This window comes from Flavobacteriales bacterium (assembly GCA_020635855.1).
Taxonomy (GTDB): Bacteria; Bacteroidota; Bacteroidia; order JACJYZ01; family JACJYZ01; genus JACJYZ01.
This window is the reverse complement of the sequence record JACJYZ010000002.1, coordinates 240,454-260,550: the sequence shown is the minus strand read 5'-3', so window position 1 is coordinate 260,550 and position 20,097 is coordinate 240,454. Positions and strand designations below refer to the sequence as shown.

The following is a 20,097-nucleotide window of genomic DNA, read 5'->3' as shown; positions in this document are numbered from 1 at the left end:
ATGAGTCCTATGATGCGTAAACATTCAACAAAGAGAGCAAGATGCCTGGTGCCCCTGGCCTTGCTTTGCTTTGCCTGGATCGGAACACGGGCTCAGACCTCCAACTTCACCCACTACGGGGTAGAGAACGGTTTGAGTCAGACCCAGGTGCAGACCCTTGTCCAGGATGACCTGGGCAACCTTTGGATCGGCACAATGGCCGGACTGGCCAAATACGACGGCCGGAAGTTCACCGCCTACCGCAAAGACGACGGACTCTCCGAAGACTGGATCACGGCCGCTTATAAAGACCGTGAAGGAAACATCTGGCTGGGGCATTGGCTGGGTGGCGTAACCAAAATCGATCCCAAACCCATAAAACCCGAGATCACAGCCATCACCTCCGACTACTTCGGGCAGTTCAAAACCATCACCAGCATCCTGGAAGACAAAGACGGCAAAATGTGGTTCGGCACCGAAGGCTTCGGTATACTGGTCTACGACGGCACCGACCGGATCCACAACCTCAGTACCAAAACCACCGGACTGAGCAGCGATTTCATCTACAGCATGTGCACCGATCCGAAAGGCAACATCTGGATCGGAACCGACAACGGCATCTCCATCTACAACCAGGAAATGAAAGTGATGAATGCCGGAAGCTTCCAAACCCTGACCACGGAAAACGGACTGGTAAGCAAGAAAATCACCACAATCAACCTGCTGGGAGAAGATGAGATGTGGATCGGGACCGAAGACAAGGGCGCCCAGGTGATCAACATCGCCAAAGACCTTCAGGTTACACCCGGCGAAGTGTTGCCACCCAACATACTCGGCAGCTTCAATGTGCAGAGCGGCATGGCTTCCAACAACGTCACCTCCTTTGCCAAGGATCGCGAAAACCGCATTTGGATGGGAAGCCGCGACAAAGGTGTATCGGTTTTCACACCGGAGAAAAAAGACGGTAAAAAGGTTTCCCTGACCGCCGGTACGTTCAAGAATTATTCAGTGAAACAAGGACTGAACTACTACCGCATCAATACACTGCTGCACGACCGTGAAGACAACATGTGGATCGGAACACATATCGGCCTGAACCAATACCGGGGCGAGATGTTCCAGATCTTCGATGAAGACTATGGAATGGTCAACAACATCGTGTGGTCCATCATGCAGGATACCCGCGGCAACGTTTGGGTGGGTACCAACGGCGGTCTGTCGATGATCCCGAAAGACTCCATTCAGGGACACGTGAAAGACGACAGGCTGTTCACGAACTACACCACTGAAAACGGCCTCTCATCCAACGTGGTGCTTTGCCTGCATGAAGACAACTTCGGCAACATCTGGGCCGGAACCCGCAGCGGCGGTGCATGCAAGATCTACAAAGATGCCAAGGGCAAGGAACACATCGACGTGTACGACAAAAGCAACGGCCTCGCGGATACCGTCTATGCCATCAACTCAGACCACGAAGGAAACATCTGGTTCGGTACCAAGGAAGGTGCCAAGAAACTTGATAACGAAACCGGCAAGTTCACATCTTTCACAGCCCGTGACGGACTGGGAGGTAACACGGTCTATACCATTTTCAAAGACAGTCAGGGCGCCCTTTGGTTCGGCATCCTCGGGGGGTACCTCACCCATTACGACGGATACGAATTCAAGATCTATAAGGAAAGCGACGGACTGGAAAGCAAGTTCATCGTATGTATCACCGAAGACGAAAAGAGCAACATCTGGTTCGGCACCTATGGCAACGGCCTCTACAAATTCGACGGCCACTCGTTCTCCAACTATTCAGTGCGCGACGGACTCACATCCGATTCACCCTACCTGCTCGTCTGCGACGACATGAACAACCTCTGGATCGGTACCAGCCAGGGAATTGACAAATACGACCAGAAAAACCAACGCTTCACCCACTACGGTAAACAGGAAGGATTCCTCGGCATCGAAACCAATCGGAACGCCGTGTACAAAGACAGCCGCGGCGGTATCTGGTTCGGTACCATCATGGGGGCGGTGAAATACAACCCCAACAAGAACAAGGAAAACAAACAGGAACCCATTACCCGCATCACGGGCCTCAAGATCTTCCATAACGAAGTGGAATTCCCGCCCAAGAAGAATGCGTTCCACCCGGATAACAACCACCTGACGTTTACTTTCCTGGGCATCAGCCTCACCAACCCTGAAAAGGTACGTTACCGCTACCTCCTGGAAGGCAGCGACAACCATGCCTCACCGGAACAGGCCGACAACTACGCCATGTTCTCCAACCTGGGACCCGGTCATTACACATTGAAGGTATGGGCGTGCAACGGAGACAAGGAATGGAACAAAGAACCCGCCACCTACGCTTTCACCATCCTTACCCCATTCTACCAAACCTGGTGGTTCTTTACCCTATGTGTGATTGCCATGATCCTGCTGATCTATATCATCGTGGCCACACGCACCCGCAACCTGCAACGCATCCGCGTGGTGCTTGAAGAACAGGTAAACATCCGTACCCGCCAGCTGCAACAGCGCAACAAAGACATCATGGACAGCATCCGGTATGCAAAACGCATCCAGGAAGCCATCCTGCCGGACATGGAAATCGTACGCCGGTCCGTACCCGATTCGGTCATCTATTACAAACCCAAAGACATTGTCAGCGGCGACTTCTACTGGCTGGAAGACAAGCAGGACAAGGTGCTGTTTGCCGCAGTGGACTGCACGGGCCACGGGGTACCCGGTGCCTTCATGTCCATCGTGGGTCACAACATCCTGCAGAACGCCGTGGATGAACACCTCAAAACCAAGCCGGCAGCCATCCTGGATGAAATGAACAAAGGTGTGAGTGCCACCCTGCGTCAAACCTATGAGGAATCCAGCGTGAAAGACGGCATGGACATCGCCCTTTGTACATACGACCGGAAAACCCGTATCCTCGAATATGCCGGCGCTTACAACTCACTGTACCACGTTCGCAACGGAAAGTTGAATGTGATCAAAGGTGATAAGTTCCCAGTGGGCATCTTCATCGGTGAAGAGATGAAAAAGTTCACCAACCATAGCATCGAACTCCTGCCCGGTGACGTGATCTACATCGCTTCGGACGGTTATGCCGACCAGTTCGGAGGCCCGAAAGGCAAGAAGTTCAAGTACCAACGATTCCAGAAACTGCTGGTGGACATGCACCAGCTACCGATGCAGGAACAATACGAATTGCTGGACCAAACGATCGTCGATTGGATGGGTGACACCTACGAGCAGATCGATGACATCCTGGTGATGGGCGTGAAGTTTCCCTGATGAGGGTCAGTCCTGAACAGCGGCTTCGGAAATACTGAATCCCGCCGTAGTCAGATCCTGCCAGAAGTCGGGATAGGATTTGACCACCACGTCGGGTTCCTCTATCGCGACGGATCCTGTCTTGCACGCCAGCGGTGCAAATGCCATGGCCATGCGGTGATCTTCATACGTAGCGATCGAAATGCCGGGTTTGGCTTCGAATTGTTCGGGATGAATAATGATGCGCTGGTCTCCTTCCACTTCCACCCTCACATTGAACTTTCCCAACTCAACACGCAGCGCTTCGATGCGGTCGGTCTCCTTGATGCGCAAACTTTCAAGTCCGTCAAGTGTGGCCGGCACCTTTAACGCTGCAACAACCACGGCAACCGTTTGTGCCAGATCAGGGCAATCTATAAAATGATAATGGAAAGATGCCGGCAGATGTCCGCTCTGCTTCAACCGCACTCCTTTGGGAGTAAAGGTGGTGACCACACCCAGGGTGGAAAAAATCTCCACACACCGCGCATCTCCCTGCAGGCTATCGTCTCTGAGGCCCTCCAGTTCAACCTCGCCACCCGGAGTAAGGGCCACCAGCGCATACCAATAGGATGCCGAAGACCAATCCCCTTCCACCGTAAAATCACGGGGAACGTACTTGCCGGTACCCACACGGATGGTACCATCGCCCAACCAACCGGCATCCGCGCCGAAATACTTCAACATGTTCAGGGTCATCTGCAGGTACGGGCGTGAAATCACCTTGCCGCGAAAACTCAGTTCAAGTCCGTTGGTCAGGCACGGAGCGATCAACAGCAAAGCGCTGATGAACTGGCTGCTCACGCTGCCGTCCACTTCCAGTGCACCGCCCGGTAAATTTTTTGAAGTGATGCGAAGAGGCGGATAACCTTCCTTCCCGGCATATTGAATATCGGCGCCAAGTGTACGCAATGCATCCACCAGGATACCAATGGGCCGGCTTTGCATGCGTTCGGATCCTGTGATGATGCGTGTACTCCCTTCCTTACCATTCGCCTGTGCGCAGGCCAGGTATGCCGTCATGAAGCGCATGGTGGTGCCGGCAGGGCCCACGTCCAGTTCATTCGCATCGTGTTCCAGCAGGGAAACCAGGGTTTCGGTGTCTTTTGCTTTGGCAAGGTTGAGTACATCAAAAGCGTTGCGGCAGATGGCACGGATGATGAGTGCCCGGTTGCTTTCACTTTTTGAAGCGGTAAGGCGGATCCGGGTTGACAAGGAACCGGACGGTTGTTGAACGACGGCGGTTTTCATGGTTGCATGTGCTCGGTGTAATAGGCAAGCGCTGCTTCTACGTCTGCCCTTTCACAAAAGTCATCGTATCCGCATTGTCCGATCTTCCTGAGTAAACTGAAAGAGATCTTTCCGGATGTATTTTTCTTATCGTGGGCCATGATCGCCACCACATCTTCAACCGGTATTTTTTGTAAAGGATAAGCAGGATACACACCTTTGATATAGGAGGTGATGTTTTCAAGCTCTTCGATGGACAAACCGGTTTTCAGCGACAGGTGCGCTTCGCAGATCATACCGATCGCGATGGCTTCACCGTGCAACAGGTGTTCAACATCATTCACCAACGACCAGCTCTCAACGGCATGACCGATGGTATGCCCGAAATTAAGGATCTTCCGTAGGCCTTTTTCCAACGGATCTTCCAACACCACTTTGTTCTTGATGGCAACGGACCGGGCGATATGGACATGCGCATCGCCCAGTGAAAGTGGCGATGTACGGGTCAGTTCATCATAATAGTCATGGTCTGCAATCAGCCCATGCTTGATCATTTCCGCAAAACCTGAAATCTTCTGGCGGTCATCCAGGGTATCCAGGAAATGTGCATCGGCAAACACCCCTTCCGGCTGTCCGAACACACCGATCAGATTTTTCAAATGATGCAGATCGATACCCAACTTGCCCCCCACAGATGCATCCACCTGTGAAAGGAGGGTGGTCGGTACCTGGATAAAACTGATGCCGCGCTTGAATGTACAGGCAGCAAAGCCACCCATATCACCCACAACACCACCTCCGAGGTTGATCAACACCGAACGGCGGTCACATCCCATGTCATTCAGTTCATTCCAGATCGCTTCACATGTACCGATGTTTTTGAACTCTTCCCCGGCTGGGATCTCTATAATACGGTCTTTGAATGAAACGCCCACCGTCTTCTCCATATAAGGAAGACAATGTTTGCGGCTGTTCGAGTCTGCCAGCACAGCCACCTTCCGGCCGGCTTTTTCGTATGTTCGGATCAAATCTCCCAACACAACCAATGCCTCCGAACCGATACAAACTTTGTATCCTTCTGCCAGAACTTCCCTGAGTGGCGTTTCTTCCATAGCTGCAAAGATGGAAAAACCTTTTGAATAGGCGGATGGCACGGATGCGCAGTTTAATACCAAAGTATGCTAAAAAATACCCAACTGCAGCACGAATCCCTCCTATCTTTGCACCATTAACTTTGTGTGTGATGGTTCATTTGGATAATTCTGCAATAGCATTCCGGTACAAAGATGACCGGCAATTGAACACGGCCTATCGTTTGTTCAAAGCCATGAGCGTACCTTTCATGGCATCCGTTGGTAAAGGATTGATGCGCCTGGCGCTGTCTCTGCGTCTTCCCGTGACGGGACTGTTCAGGGCCACCATTTTCAGGCAATTCTGTGGGGGTGAATCCCTTCAGGAATGTTTGGGCAGCGTATCCACGTTGCACAAGTTCAATGTGATGTCGTACATCACCTATGCAGCCGAAGGAAAGGAAAATCAGACCGAATTCGAGCGTTCCGTAAAGGAGCTTGTACGCGTGATCTCTTCCATCAAAGATCAACCGGCCATTCCATTTGCCGTATTCAAGATCACGAGCATGGCTTCATATGATTTCCTGGAAAAGGTGAGCAGCGGTGTGCAACTGACCGAAGCGGAGCAGAAGGAATGGGAAGCTGTACGCCGTCGTGTGAATGCTGTCTGCAAAGCTGCCTCCGATGCCGGAAAGCCCATCAACGTTGACGCGGAAGAAACCTGGATACAGCCTGCGCTGGACCAGCTGACCGAAGAGATGATGGCAAAATACAACAGGGAACGCACGCTGGTATTCAATACATTTCAGATGTACAGGAAGGACCGCCTTGCATTTCTCCGCACCTCCTGGGAGAAAGCCAACCGGGAAGGCTATCATTTCGGCGCCAAACTGGTACGTGGTGCATACATGGAAAAGGAAAGGGTGCGCGCTGAACAGATGGGACACCCGTCTCCCATCCACGACACCAAGGAAGATACCGACAAGGCTTATGACGAAGCGGTTCGTTTCTGCCTGGACCACCTCGAAGGCAACCTGTTGCTGATGGGCACCCACAATGCCAACAGCATCACAAAACTCACCGAGGAGATGGAGAAAAGGAACATCTCCAAGGAAGATCCGCGCATCTTTACGGCGCAACTGCTGGGCATGAGTGACAACATCACTTTCAACATGGCCAACGAAGGATACCATTCAGTAAAATATGTGCCTTTCGGCCCGATCAGGGAAGTAATTCCTTACCTGCTGAGAAGGGCAGATGAAAACTCATCGGTACAGGACCAAACCGGTCGGGAACTGCACCTGCTCGAAAAAGAAATTCAAAGGAGAAAAACTGAACATAAATAAAGTTCAGCAACCACAACCGGGGTCTTTTGTGGGCATCGCCTCCAGTACAAAGCACTGGTCTTCGCACAGCCGGATCATCATGTAATCAAATTCCGCCGGCTGCTTCACATTCAGGCGGTAAACCGGGCATGGATCGGCTTGTGGCTGACTTTGACTGAAATCTATCTCCGAGGTTGCCGCAGCATGGCGGAAGGCTGCAGAATCAAGTGCGATGCACTTCAACAAGCATTCCACCTTCGGATCCATACCAAACGGAATGGTATCCAGTTGCGACCGGATGATATCCGAGGGCATCCATGCCGGCGCCTTGCGATCCCGCAACACCAACACGTACACCAGTCCGCATCCGAGGAAAACCCCGATCAGGTAAAACTGCAGCCGTCGTAAGAATTTCATGTGGGGGGGAAACGCTGTGGCTAGAAAGCCGCCACCAACAAGTCCAGGTTTTTATAGGGTAAATGAAATGTTTCTCCGAGGTACTTGCTGGTAAGGATGCCGTTGTACAGGTATACCCCGTTGCGCACGCCCTTGTTCCGGCGCAGGATCTGATCAATGCCACCGTTGTTGCCTACCTGTAGCAGGATGGGCGCAAAAATATTGCTGAGCGCCTGGGACGCCGTCTTGGAAACGCGGGAAGCGATGTTGGGAACGCAGTAGTGTACCACACCGTACTCACGATAAACGGGGTCTGCATGGGTGGTCACCTTGGATGTTTCCGAGCATCCGCCATGGTCAATGCTCACATCAATGATCACCGATCCCACCTTCATCTCGCTCACCATTTCTTCGGTAATCACGCACGGGGCTCGACCCTCGGTTGCGCGAATGGCACCCACCACCACATCGGCTTTACGCAGCACCTGCGCCAGAATATTCGGACGAAGGATGGACGTATAAATGCGAATGCCTAGGTCGTTCTGCAAACGCCGCAGTTTATAAATTGAATTGTCGAACACCTTGACCGAAGCACCGAGACCGAGTGCCGAACGTGCTGCGAACTCACCCACGGTTCCTGCTCCGAGAATGACCACTTCTGTAGGCGGGATGCCGGATATACCACCCATCATCATGCCCTGACCCTTGTTCACGTTGCTCAGATACTCAGCTGCGATGGAGATGGATGTATTGCCTGCGATCTCACTCATGGAGCGGATGACAGGGAAAATGCCGTCCTCGTCCATGATGCTTTCGTAGGCCAGGGCCGTCACCTTCCGCTCGATCAGCTTGCTCAGGAAGTCTTTGGGTTGAACGGCCAGTTGGAGGGTGGAGATCAGACACTGTTTGGGTTGAAGGTAGCCGATCTCAACCTCCGACGGAGGAGCTACCTTCATGATGATGTTTGATTTCTCGTAAACCTCCTTGGTGTCGTATACGATCTGGGCGCCCGCCTCGCTGTAATCGCGATCGTGGTAGTTGGCAAACTTACCGGCTTCCGATTCTATGATGACCGAGTGGCCGTTGTTCACCAGCAGTGAAACTGCCTCAGGCACCAGGGCAATGCGGTTTTCATCCGCTGATATTTCTTTGGGAATGCCTATGTTGAGCTGGCTGTTCCGGGTTGCCACTTCCAGCATTTCCTCCTGTGGCAGGAGTCCGAACTGGGCAATGGCTCGCATCGTATCACTAGATCTGCTCATCGCATTCCATGGTTATGTTTCGTCCGCACGTTGCTACTGAAATTTTCACTCTAACGGAATCAACCGGCAAAAGGTTATCAGCCACTTCCGGCCATTCAATAAAGCAAAAATAGCCGCTTAGGAGGTAATCTTCAAAACCGAGGTCAATCAGTTCGTTCTGCGACTTGATCCGGTAGAGATCCATATGGTACACCACCCCGTCTCCGGAAGGGCGGTATTCGTGGACAATGGGGTACGTTGGACTTTGAACTGCCTCCTGCACACCGAGGACCGAACAAATCTCTTTGATCAATTGGGTCTTACCCGCCCCAAGATCGCCGGCGAAAGTAAAAACACGCTTGCCCGGGTATGCCTCCATAAGGGCTTTCGCCACTTCCGGCATCCGTTCCAGGGCAACACAGGAGTATTCCTTTATCGTCATTTGGATGAAAGCACCACAAACGGCACGAGCATTTCTTCCAATGAAATGCCGCCATGCTGGAATGTGTTGCGGTAAAAATTCACATAGTAATTGTAGTTGTTGGGATAGGCAAAAAACTTATCTCCTTTTGCAAAGATAAAACGACTGCTCACATTGGTCTTCGGGAGGAAAGCTTTTTCGGGGTCCTCGATATCCAGCACGTCGGCAGCCTCGAATTTCAGGTTCTTACCGAGTTTATAGCGCAGGTTGGTGGATGTATTCTTGTCACCCACCACCTTGCTGGGTTCCTTGACGCGGATGGTACCATGGTCGGTGGTGATCACAAGCTTGTGGTCACGCCAATCGCCCTCGGCAAGCTGCCTGAACATATCCCGCAACGGTGAATGCTCGAGCCACGACAGGGTGAGTGAGCGATAAGCAGGTTCGTCATCGGCCAGTTCTCGGATCACTTCCATGTCAGTTCGGGCATGAGAGAGCATGTCCACGAAATTGTAAACCACCACATTGAAAACATTGTCCCTCAGGTTCTGCATGTTTTCAGCCAGTTTCTTCCCCGCGTTCAGGTTGAGGATCTTATGGTAGGAGAATTTTCCGCTGATGCCATTGCGTTTCAGGTTTTCACCCAGCAGTTCCTCTTCGAACCGGTTTTTGCTGCCCTCGTCCTGTTCTTCCACCCAGTATTGTGGGTACTTCTTGCGTATCTCGGATGGCATCAGGCCTGCAAAGAGCGCATTCCTTGCATAGTGTGTAGCGGTTGGGAGGATGCTACAATACAGCTCGTCGGCATCCGTACGGAAATGTTTGCCGAGCACATTGCTGATCACCCGCCATTGGTCATATCTCAGGTTGTCAATCAGCACAAGGAAAACCTTCTCGCCCTTTTTCAGCATCGGAAAAACCTTTTTCTGCAAAAGGTTGTGAGAAAGTACGGGGGTCGACTCATCGGGTTGCTTCAGCCAATCCACATAGTTCCGGTCCACAAAACGGCTGAACAGGTTATTGGCCTCGGCCTTCTGCTGCTTGATGATCTCCTGCATGTCGGGTTGATCTGACTGTTGCAATTCCAGGTCCCAGAAAGTCAGCTTGCGGTAAAGATCCATCCATTGATTCATGTCAAGCCGGTCACCAAGGGCCATCCCGATGGAACGGAATTCCTGTTGGTAGGACAAGGTGGTTTTTTCACTCACAAGCCTGCTTTCGTCGAGGGATTTTTTGAGGAGCAGGAGGATCTGTTTCGGATTAACGGGTTTCAGAAGGTATCCGGTGATGCGCGATCCGATGGCTTCTTCCATCAGGGACTCATCTTCGTTCTTGGTGATCATGATCACCGGCAGGTTCGGATCCAGGGCCTTGATCTTTTCCAGGGTTTCAATCCCGGAGAGGCCTGGCATGTTTTCATCGAGGAAAACAATGTCCATCGGTTGTTTCTCGAGGAGCTCCACGGCCTCTACCCCGTTGGTTGTGGTATGTACCTTGTATCCTTTTTCTTCGAGAAAGATCACATGGGGTTTCAGCAGGTCGATCTCATCATCGGCCCAAAGTATTTGGAATTGTTTCATGATTGGCTGTCAGATGTTAATAATTACAGGGATAAAATGCCTGACGCAACCATCACCCCCACTCAAATAATGCTTAATATCGTATTCTGTTTTGTGTGAATGTACAACTCGGGAATGTACAATTTATTGAATGATCGAAGTTACCGAATTAAAAATAAGCGCCAGGGTTTGTGATGAATCTGAAAGTATTCAATGACCCCATTTACGGCTTTGTCAGTTTACCGTTTCCCCTGATCGCAAAACTGATCGACCACCCGTATTTCCAGAGATTGCGCAGGATCCAGCAACTGGGCATGACCAACCTGGTTTACCCGGGTGCCTTACATACCCGCTTTCATCATGCGTTGGGAGCCATGCACCTGATGGGAGAAGCACTTGAGGTGTTAAGATCGAAAGGTGTTTCCATTTCTGACGAAGAAGCCCGGGCTGTGCAAATCGCGATCCTTCTGCATGACATCGGCCATGGCCCGTTTTCACACAGCCTTGAGTTCACCCTCATCGAGGGCGTTAACCATGAACACCTGACCGGAGTTTTCATGCGCGAGCTGGACCGCGAATTCAGCGGTGAACTGAAGCTGGCGATCCAAATCTTCCAGAACAAGTACAAGAAAAAGTTCCTGCATCAACTGGTATCCGGACAGCTCGACATGGATCGTTTGGACTACCTGAGCCGCGACAGCTTCTATACGGGTGTGGCAGAAGGCGTGGTTAGTACCCACAGGATCATCAAAATGCTCAACGTACATGGAGATCAGCTGGTGATCGACTCCAAGGGCATTTACTCCGTGGAAAAATTCATCATCGCCAGGCGATTGATGTATTGGCAGGTATACATGCATAAAACCGCTGTTGCCGGGGAAAAAATGTTGATAAACACCCTGAAAAGAGCCAAGGACCTTTCACTCAGCGGATCGGATGTTTTCGCTTCACCCGCCCTGAAATATTTCCTGTCACAGAAACTCACCACCCGATCATTCACCGGCAATTCAGATGCCCTGGAATGGTTTGCCAGACTGGACGACTATGATGTACTCTCTGCAGTGAAAGTATGGGAAAGTCATCCGGATTCCATCTTGAGTAATTTATCTAAAGGGTTGATAAACAGGAAACTATTCAAAATAAGGATCCAAAAGCAGCCTATCGGCAAAAAAATTATTGCCCAGATTGAAAAAAAGGCACAAAAATTGTACGGATTACGCGATTCGGAAGTCGCCTATTTCGTGGTTTCCGGCGAATTGGAGAACAATGCGTATCGCCCGATGGAAGAGAACATCTACATCCTTGCCAAGAACAAACAGGTTGCAGACATCGCAAAAGTCAGCGACAACCTGAATCTAACCGCCTTATCAGCCCCTGTCAGAAAGTACTTCGTTTGTTGCCCGGAAGCATGTCTGAAAGGAGTCAATATCTGAGCATAGCATGAAATTTACCGCCCAGGAAATCGCACAAGTGTTGAACGGTACGGTGGATGGAAATCCGGAAGAAACGGTTTCATCATTCAGCAAGATCGAAGAAGGCCAACCCGGCTCCCTGAGTTTCCTGGCCAATCCCAAATACACCCACTTTATTTACAGCACCCGGGCATCGGTGGTGTTGGTTAACAAAGATTTTCAACCGGAGCAATCCATCCAGGCCACATTGGTTCGGGTGGACAATGCGTATCAGTCTCTTGCCAAATTGCTGGAAATGTATGCCGCCTCCAAAGGCAGAAAATCCGGCATCCACCCCACAGCCGCCATCGCCGAAAGTGCATCGGTAGGCAACAATGTATACATCGGCGCCCATGCCTGTATCGGAGAAAATTGCCGGATCGGTGACAACGTGCAGCTTTACCCGGGAGTAATCCTGGGCGATCATGTATCTGTCGGAAATGACACCGTGCTGTATGCCGGGGTGAAGGTTTATGACGATTGCATCATAGGAAACGCGTGCACGCTGCACGGAGGTGTGGTGATAGGAGCAGACGGCTTCGGCTTCGCACCCAATACTGAAAACCAATACAACAAAGTGGCCCAGATCGGGAATGTGGTCATTGAAGATCATGTGGAGATCGGCGCCAACACCACCATCGACAGGGCCACCATGGGATCTACCCTGATCCGCAAAGGTGTAAAACTCGACAACCTCATCCAGATCGCACACAATGTGGAAATCGGCGAGAACACGGTGATCGCGGCTCAAACCGGCATCGCAGGTTCCACGCGCATCGGCTCCACATGCATGATCGGAGGACAGGTAGGTATCGTAGGACATATATCCATCGCCAACGGCGTGAAGATCGCCGCCCAATCTGGTGTAGGACAAGACATCACCGAAGAGGGCACCGTGGTTCAGGGCTCCCCAGCCTTCGCCATCGGAGATTACAAGAAATCATACGTATTGTTCCGCAAGCTGCCATCCATCAAACGAGAGCTGGAAGCGCTGGAAAATGAATTGAAAAATAAGGAATAGCTTCAAGTACAACATGGCAACACTTCAACACACCATTGCAAAACCGGTAACGGTATCCGGAAAGGGTTTACATACCGGAAAAACCGTTACGATGGTATTCAACCCGGCTCCGGAGAACCACGGTTTCCGATTTCGCAGAACCGACCTGGAAGGACAGCCGATCGTTCATGTGGATGTGAGCAACGTAGTGGATGTGTCCCGCGGAACCACACTGGAGGAAAATGGTGTGCGGATCTTCACCGTAGAACATACCCTGGCGGCATTGGCCGGCCTTGAGATTGACAACGTACTGATCGACCTTGACAACAGTGAGCCTCCCATCATGGACGGAAGCTCAGGTGCCTTCATGGATGCCCTGCTTACAGCCGGTGTCAAGGAACAAAAAGAAGAAAGAAAATTCTTCGAAATCTCCGAAAGCATTTCATTCGAAGACAAGGAAAAAGATGCCACCTTCATGGCCGTACCCGCAGATGAATTCAAGGTAACGGTGATGATCGACTACAACTCCCCGGTGCTTGGCACCCAACACGCCACCCTGAACCAGATCTCCGATTTCAAGGATGAGATCTCCACCAGCCGTACCTTCTGTTTCCTGCACGAACTCGAACACCTGCTGAAACAAAACCTGATCAAAGGTGGCGACCTGGACAACGCCATCGTGGTTGTAGACCGCGTGATGAATGACGAAGAGATCGACCACCTGGCGAAACTGTTTAACAAACCCAAGGTAAAGATCGAAAGAGAAGGAATTCTCAACAATGTTTCCCTGCGTCATAGCAATGAGCCCGCCAGGCACAAACTACTGGACGTGGTGGGAGACCTTGCGCTGCTTGGCATGCCCATCAAAGGGCACATCGTTGCCACCAAACCAGGACACGCCTCCAACGTCGCGTTTGCCAAAATGATCAAGAAACAGATGAAGGAAAAAAAATCAGGGCCTATGTTCAAATACGACCCCAACGCAACTCCCCTTTACGACACAAAGAAGATTGCTTCCATCCTTCCTCACAAACCTCCATTCCTGTTGGTTGACAAAATCCTGTCCATGGACCAGGAACACGTTGTAGGTTTGAAAAACGTGACCATGAATGAACCGTTTTTTCAGGGGCATTTTCCAGAAAATCCCGTGATGCCGGGTGTGCTTCAGATCGAAGCCATGGCCCAGACCGGAGGCATCTTTGCCCTGAATACGGTACCGGACCCCGAGAATTACTGGACGTATTTCATCAAAATCGATAATGTGAAATTTAAAAAGATGGTGGTTCCCGGAGACACCCTCATCTTTGAATTGCAGCTTCTCATGCCGATCCGGCGTGGCATCTGCCATATGAAGGGAATTGCATATGTGGGTGACCAAGTGGTTACTGAAGGAGAACTGATGGCACAATTAGTAAAAAAGAGCTGAAATGAACCAACCAACAGCCAACATCCATCCCAATGCCAAGATCGGCAAAGGGGTAACGATTGAACCCTTTGCTACCATTGACGATAATGTGGAGATTGGAGAGGGCACCTGGATCGGACCGAATGTGGTGATCATGAACGGATCCAGGATCGGAAAGAATTGCCGGATTTACCCGGGAGCAGTGATCGGATCCATTCCCCAGGATCTGAAGTTTGACGGGGAGAACACCCTCGCGGTGATAGGTGACAACACCACCGTGCGCGAATACGTGACCGTGAACCGCGGTACAAAAGCAAACAACCAGACAACGGTTGGCAGCAACTGCCTGCTGATGGCATATGTACACGTAGCACACGATTGCATCATCCACAACAATTGCATCCTGGCAAACGGTGTAACCCTGGCCGGACACATCGAAATATTTGACTACGCCATCATCGGCGGGCTCAGCGCCGTGCATCAGTTCGTAAAAATCGGTGCACACGTGATCATTTCAGGAGGAAGCCTGGTGAACAAGGATGTACCTCCCTTCACAAAAGCAGCCAGGGACCCCCTGTCTTATGCGGGCATCAATTCCATCGGACTGAGACGCCGCGGCTTCGAACCCGAAACCGTGAACCGCATCCAGGAATATTACAGGGTCATTTACCAAAGCGGAATGAACAACACCCAGGCCATAGAAAATGTGACCCAGCAGTTTCCCGCCTCACCGGAACGCGACGAGATCATTGCTTTCATCACCCAATCGGAACGCGGCATCATGAGGGGTTATACAAACACCAAAAATGAAAATCGCCTTAGAGAATATCTCTAAATCCTATTACAGGGATCCTGTTCTCAGCAACTTTTCATTCACACTCACTCAGCCGCATGCCTATGCGGTGCTGGGTCCGAACGGCTCGGGCAAATCCACCCTGTTGCAAATCATGACCGGGTATGTGACACCCTCTTCCGGGAAACTGAGCCATTTTCTGCATGACCGTCCTTTGCCGAAAACCGAGGTATTCAGACACCTATCCGCCGCCACACCCCTGCTTGAACTTCCCCAGGAACTTACGCTCACTGAATTCCTGGATTTCCACTTCAACATGAAGAAGATCCGCCCCGGATTCAATGTGGATGAGGTACTGAAACAGGCAAACCTCTCGCAAGCCAGGCACAAGGTCCTCCGCCATTTTTCATCCGGCATGCGTCAGAAAGTCAAGCTGCTCTCTGCCCTGCTGGCGGATACACCGGCTGTTTTCCTGGATGAACCGGCCACCAACCTTGATCGTCAGGGTACCGACTGGTACCGCGATCTGGTGACGCAGACACGGGCAAACCGTTTGGTGGTGATCGCCTCCAACACCAATGAATCCGAGTATGATTTTTGCGATCATGTCCTCAGAATGGAGGACTTTACGTAAATTGTACCCATCCAATCTTTCAATACCATTTGCAATTTCATTTATGGCAACAACAGCAGATTTCAGGAACGGCCTGTGCATTGAGTTCAACCACGGACTTTACCAGATCGTGGAGTTCCAGCATGTGAAACCCGGGAAAGGCCCCGCATTCGTGCGCACCAAGTTGAGAAACATCAGTACCGGCAAGGTGCTGGACAACACCTTCACCGCCGGTGTCAAGATCCAGACCGTACGCATTGAGAACCGGCCGCACCAGTTCCTCTACAAAGACGACGATGGCTATCACTTCATGCACAAAGACACGTTCGAACAGATCTTTCTGAAGGAAGAACTGATCAATGCACCCGACCTGCTCAAGGAAGGACAGGATGTGGAAATCCTCTTCCATGCAGACAATGAAACACCCCTTTCATGCGAACTCCCTCCATTTGTTGAGCTGGAGGTTACCTATACCGAACCCGGCATCAAAGGCGACACCGCCACCAATACGCTGAAACCAGCTACCGTGGAAACAGGTGCCTCCATCCAGGTACCGTTGTTCATTGACACCGGTGAAAGGATCAAGGTGGATACCCGTGATTACAAATACAGCGAACGTGTAAAGGCCTGATCCGGCTGGTATGAAATTCAAGCAGGCCCTCTCCCTTACCGAACTCGTCGAGATTACGGGCGCCAGGTTGGTAACCAAAACCGATACCCAGGCCACCGGAATCAACGAAATTCACATGGTGAACGAAGGAGACATCACTTACGTTGACCATCCGAAATACTATGCTTCCTGCTTGGCCTCTGCAGCCACCTTCATTCTGATCGACAAGGAAACGGAATGCCCGGAAGGAAAAGCGTTGCTCATCTGCAAAGATCCCTTTGAGGCTTATAACAGCCTGGTCAGAAAATTCAGTTCATCGCATCTCCAGGATGCGATGATCCATCCAGACACAGTGATCGGCGAAGGAACCTTCATCGCACCCGGTGTATACATCGGAGAGCATGTCACCATTGGCAAACATTGTCACATTCATCCGCACGTTTGCATTTATCCCCACACCACCATCGGTGATTATGTGGTCATTCATGCGAATACGGTGATCGGATCGGATCCGTTTTACTACAAAAAGAGACCCACCGGCTATGACAAGATGCTCCCGTGCGGATCCACCAGGATTGACGACCATGTGGAGATCGGTGCAGGATGTACCGTGGACCGCGGCGTATCCGGGGAGACATCCATCGGGGCGGGAACCAAAATCGATAACCTGGTACAGATCGGACACGATACCCGGATCGGGAAAAATTGCTTGTTTGCCGCACAGGTTGGCATCTCGGGTGTCGTCACCATCGGTGACCACGTGACCTTGTGGGGACAGGTAGGCATCCCCAGCAAACTCACCATCGGCGACCACGCGGTGGTGTTGGGGCAGTCGGGACTGACCAAATCCGTGAAAGGGCATGCCACCTATTTTGGAAGTCCGGCCGAAGAAGCCACGCAAAAGATGAGGGAAATTGCTAGCTTACGTCAACTACCCGACATTGTCAAAAAATTCGGGAAGAAATGAGTTTCTCTTTCAAAGACATCGAAAAGAGCAGGAACGAATACAAGTTCCTTGATTCCCTGCAATCGCTGCAAAAAGGCGATACCAAGGACATCATGCTGCTTTCGCTGTTGGAGGTAACCAAAGGCATCAACAACAACTTTTCCGAAAAACAGCTGCTCAGGATCTTCGAATATGTGCTGAACCAGCACATGAAAGTGGGCAAGCTCGTTCTGTTCAGATATGAAAGTCACTGGAAGTGCATCCTGCACTACGGTACCACTGATGAACACAAACAAATTGAAATTGAAAACGATTTGCTGTACCTCAAGTCACTCACGCATACAAGCAAATCACTCAAGGCATACCTGAACGTCTTTTCCACCATCATACCGGTATTCCACAAATCCAAACCCTTGGCTTACCTGTTGATCGGGGATATCCATTACGATGAAAAGCCGGAGGCTTTCCGTGAGAAACAAATCCCGTTTATCGAAGTCCTGACCAACATCATCGCGGTTGCGCTCGAAAACAAAGTACTGGCCCGGGAGCGCCTGAAACAGGAAAGGATCCGGAAAGAACTGGAACTGGCCGGAGAAATGCAGGCATTGCTGATCCCGAGTACACTGCCCTCCAACGAATACTATGAGATGGCAGCCATCTACCGCCCCAACCAGGAAGTGGGTGGTGATTACTACGACTTCAGTGAGAGAAGGGAAAACGAACTCAGCATGTGCATCGCCGATGTATCCGGAAAAGGGGTCTCAGCTGCGCTGCTGATGTCGAACTTCCAGGCCAACCTACGTGCCATCTACCGGCATACCGACAACCTGATTGACATGGTGACGGAGTTAAACACAGCCGTTATGGAAAGTGCAAGAGGCGAAAGGTTCATCACCTTTTTCATCGGCCTTTACAACAAAATCACCCGCACCTTCCGCTACATCAATGCCGGTCACAACCCACCCGTACTGCATCATGCCGACGGGGCCATGCTCCTGAAAACCGGATGCCCGGGCCTGGGCATGTTCGAATCCATCCCACACATCAAGGAAGGCGTTATTCAAATCCCGGAAGGCTCCACACTGGTATGTTATACCGATGGCATCATTGAACTGGAAGACGAACTGGGAAAAGATTTCGGGGTGGATGGTCTCACATCGGTCATCGACCGTTATGCCTACAAATCAGTGGATGAACTCAACAAACTGATTTTCGATCACCTCGACCTGCACAAAGGAGAGGGGTATTTTCTGGACGACGTAGCCCTGTTCAGCTGTCGCTTCTTTTAACCTCAGGTAATTGTTCCTTCACGCCCTGTTTATCATACAGGTCGATGGCCACGAGGATGGCCAGGAAACCCCAGAACGGGATAGAGGCCTTGTCTGTGTCCAGGAAGTTGTTCAGGAAACCATGAATCAGGTAAGATATCCACCCCAGGAAAATCACCGTGGCGAAGTTTCGTGAAACGGAAGAAGACCTCCTGAAATAGATCCTGGTGAACGTATGGATACCAGCCAGGATAATCAATATAAACGAGATCACCCCGAACACACCGCTTTCCGCCAATGGCCCGATGTACTCACTGTGGGCATTTCCTTTGTCTCCGGCATTGGTACTGATGATGGTTAACTCGGCAGACCGCTGAAACGGGGCATACTGGAAAGCATATGTGCCGGGACCCCATCCCACGAATGGACGTTCGGAGAACATCCTGAAAGCGGATTTCCACCGGTTGATGCGTTCCAGGTTGGAAGCATCGGTGGAAATATTATACATGGACTGCACGTGTTCAGAAAGCTTCTCAGACGAGTCTTGCCGGTTGGCTTCCATGCGAATCATGATCTGATCCTGGAAAACAAAAAACATGGTAATTACAATACCCACCAGGCCCAGCAGGTATTGAAAACGTACGCGCAACAACAATAGCACATACAACATAAGGATCACCCCCAGGCTTACCCAGGTGGCACGCGTATAAGACAACACAATGGCCGCCGTATACACCAGCAACAAACCCACCATCAGCATACGCCGGTCAAACGGCAGGTGCTTTCTGAAAGCGTTTGCCACGAGAAACGGAAAGAACATGGCCAACGCAGCACCATACGCCGTATGGTCATTGTAGAAAGGATTCATCACCCAGTGCGCCGCCTGCTCATTGAACTGAAACTTGATGTGCTGTGACCATGCAAACGCAATCACGAAGAGGGTAGCCAGGATGTACAACCAGAGAAAAATGCGGGCCCGATGACCGTTTCTGAAAATCATCACACCCAGGAAATAAAAACCCACCACGAACCACAACCTGGAGACCAGGAATTTCAGCGAAACCACAGGCATTTCACTGGTAAGGGTGGTGATAAAGATCCAAAGCAAATTGGCGCAGATGGCAATGGTCACGGGGTGCCGCATGATTTCCCGCGGCATCCGTTGGTTGCTGACAAGCCGCACCAGGAACAGGATAAGTACACCGAACATGATCGGCTCAGTGGGAAGGTTCATCCCAACCCCAAAAGAAATATCCGGAACGTTGACCGACAGGGGCGCCATGAATGTGACCAACAGCAGAAGGTAGTCCATATGGAACAACCCCAGCCAGATGATAAGCAATGCGATCGGAACCAGCAGAAACCAGTAGATGCCCGCCGAGATCAGCAAGCCATTCACCACGAGAAACAAAATGCTTACGCCATACACCAGGGCGCTCCGAACGGATTTTATGCCGGTTGCAGGCATG

The 20,097-nt window shown here is 51.2% G+C and carries 17 protein-coding genes; 10 read left to right on the top strand and 7 right to left on the bottom strand.

The window, feature by feature from the left end; all coding sequences use genetic code 11:
* The first annotated feature begins 9 nt into the window (after positions 1-9).
* Positions 10-3,282: a SpoIIE family protein phosphatase gene (locus H6585_01050; protein MCB9446914.1), complete on the top strand. Its 3,273-nt coding sequence runs from the start codon at positions 10-12 to the stop codon at positions 3,280-3,282.
* Positions 3,283-3,288: 6 nt separating this feature from the next.
* Here H6585_01050 and H6585_01045 read toward each other — a convergent pair whose 3' ends face one another.
* A complete protein-coding gene (locus H6585_01045) occupies positions 3,289-4,551 on the bottom strand; it encodes a 3-phosphoshikimate 1-carboxyvinyltransferase (protein ID MCB9446913.1) in 1,263 nt (420 codons plus the stop codon).
* A complete protein-coding gene (aroB, locus tag H6585_01040) occupies positions 4,548-5,642 on the bottom strand; it encodes a 3-dehydroquinate synthase (GenBank protein ID MCB9446912.1) in 1,095 nt (364 codons plus the stop codon). The genes H6585_01045 and aroB overlap by 4 nt, the downstream gene beginning before the upstream one ends.
* 131 nt (positions 5,643-5,773) lie before the next feature.
* Between aroB and H6585_01035 the strand changes: the two genes are divergently transcribed.
* On the top strand, positions 5,774-6,946 hold the full coding sequence (locus H6585_01035) for a proline dehydrogenase family protein (GenBank protein ID MCB9446911.1): 1,173 nt from the start codon (positions 5,774-5,776) through the stop codon (positions 6,944-6,946).
* A gap of 3 nt (positions 6,947-6,949) precedes the next feature.
* Here the strand turns inward: H6585_01035 and H6585_01030 are convergent, their stop codons facing one another.
* From H6585_01030 to H6585_01015, 4 genes are read right to left on the bottom strand one after another with little or no spacing between them, the layout of a single operon-like run.
* Positions 6,950-7,342, bottom strand: a complete 393-nt coding sequence (locus H6585_01030) for a hypothetical protein (GenBank protein MCB9446910.1) — start codon at positions 7,340-7,342, stop codon at positions 6,950-6,952.
* A gap of 20 nt (positions 7,343-7,362) precedes the next feature.
* Positions 7,363-8,583: an alanine dehydrogenase gene (locus H6585_01025; GenBank protein ID MCB9446909.1), complete on the bottom strand. Its 1,221-nt coding sequence runs from the start codon at positions 8,581-8,583 to the stop codon at positions 7,363-7,365.
* Positions 8,570-9,004, bottom strand: coding sequence for a tRNA (adenosine(37)-N6)-threonylcarbamoyltransferase complex ATPase subunit type 1 TsaE (gene tsaE, locus H6585_01020; protein MCB9446908.1), 435 nt, complete (start codon positions 9,002-9,004; stop codon positions 8,570-8,572). Before tsaE ends, H6585_01025 begins: the two co-directional genes overlap by 14 nt.
* Positions 9,001-10,563, bottom strand: a complete 1,563-nt coding sequence (locus H6585_01015; protein ID MCB9446907.1) for a PglZ domain-containing protein — start codon at positions 10,561-10,563, stop codon at positions 9,001-9,003. Before H6585_01015 ends, tsaE begins: the two co-directional genes overlap by 4 nt.
* Positions 10,564-10,736: 173 nt before the next feature.
* On the opposite strand from H6585_01015, the gene H6585_01010 reads away from it, so the two are divergent.
* From H6585_01010 to H6585_00975, 8 genes are read left to right on the top strand one after another with little or no spacing between them, the layout of a single operon-like run.
* Positions 10,737-11,975 (top strand): HD domain-containing protein, encoded by a 1,239-nt coding sequence (locus H6585_01010; protein ID MCB9446906.1) that lies wholly within the window; start codon positions 10,737-10,739, stop codon positions 11,973-11,975.
* Between the two features lie 7 nt (positions 11,976-11,982).
* Positions 11,983-13,014 (top strand): UDP-3-O-(3-hydroxymyristoyl)glucosamine N-acyltransferase, encoded by a 1,032-nt coding sequence (gene lpxD / locus H6585_01005; protein ID MCB9446905.1) that lies wholly within the window; start codon positions 11,983-11,985, stop codon positions 13,012-13,014.
* Positions 13,015-13,027: 13 nt separating this feature from the next.
* A complete protein-coding gene (locus tag H6585_01000) occupies positions 13,028-14,419 on the top strand; it encodes a bifunctional UDP-3-O-[3-hydroxymyristoyl] N-acetylglucosamine deacetylase/3-hydroxyacyl-ACP dehydratase (GenBank protein ID MCB9446904.1) in 1,392 nt (463 codons plus the stop codon).
* Position 14,420: 1 nt separating this feature from the next.
* Positions 14,421-15,233, top strand: a complete 813-nt coding sequence (lpxA, locus tag H6585_00995; GenBank protein MCB9446903.1) for an acyl-ACP--UDP-N-acetylglucosamine O-acyltransferase — start codon at positions 14,421-14,423, stop codon at positions 15,231-15,233.
* The gene (locus tag H6585_00990; GenBank protein MCB9446902.1) at positions 15,205-15,825 is read left to right on the top strand and encodes an ABC transporter ATP-binding protein; all 621 of its coding nucleotides are present in this window, start codon (positions 15,205-15,207) and stop codon (positions 15,823-15,825) included. The genes lpxA and H6585_00990 overlap by 29 nt, the downstream gene beginning before the upstream one ends.
* 43 nt (positions 15,826-15,868) lie before the next feature.
* The gene (efp, locus tag H6585_00985) at positions 15,869-16,435 is read left to right on the top strand and encodes an elongation factor P (GenBank protein ID MCB9446901.1); all 567 of its coding nucleotides are present in this window, start codon (positions 15,869-15,871) and stop codon (positions 16,433-16,435) included.
* A 10-nt stretch (positions 16,436-16,445) separates the two neighbouring features.
* Complete coding sequence (locus H6585_00980) at positions 16,446-17,381, top strand: UDP-3-O-(3-hydroxymyristoyl)glucosamine N-acyltransferase (protein MCB9446900.1); 936 nt, start codon at positions 16,446-16,448, stop codon at positions 17,379-17,381.
* Positions 17,378-18,649 carry a SpoIIE family protein phosphatase gene (locus H6585_00975; protein ID MCB9446899.1) on the top strand — a complete coding sequence of 424 codons (1,272 nt, stop codon included), beginning with the start codon at positions 17,378-17,380 and terminating at the stop codon, positions 18,647-18,649. The genes H6585_00980 and H6585_00975 overlap by 4 nt, the downstream gene beginning before the upstream one ends.
* Here the strand turns inward: H6585_00975 and H6585_00970 are convergent.
* The gene (locus tag H6585_00970) at positions 18,630-20,096 is read right to left on the bottom strand and encodes an O-antigen ligase family protein (GenBank protein ID MCB9446898.1); all 1,467 of its coding nucleotides are present in this window, start codon (positions 20,094-20,096) and stop codon (positions 18,630-18,632) included. The genes H6585_00975 and H6585_00970 overlap by 20 nt on opposite strands.
* Position 20,097 lies beyond the last annotated feature (1 nt).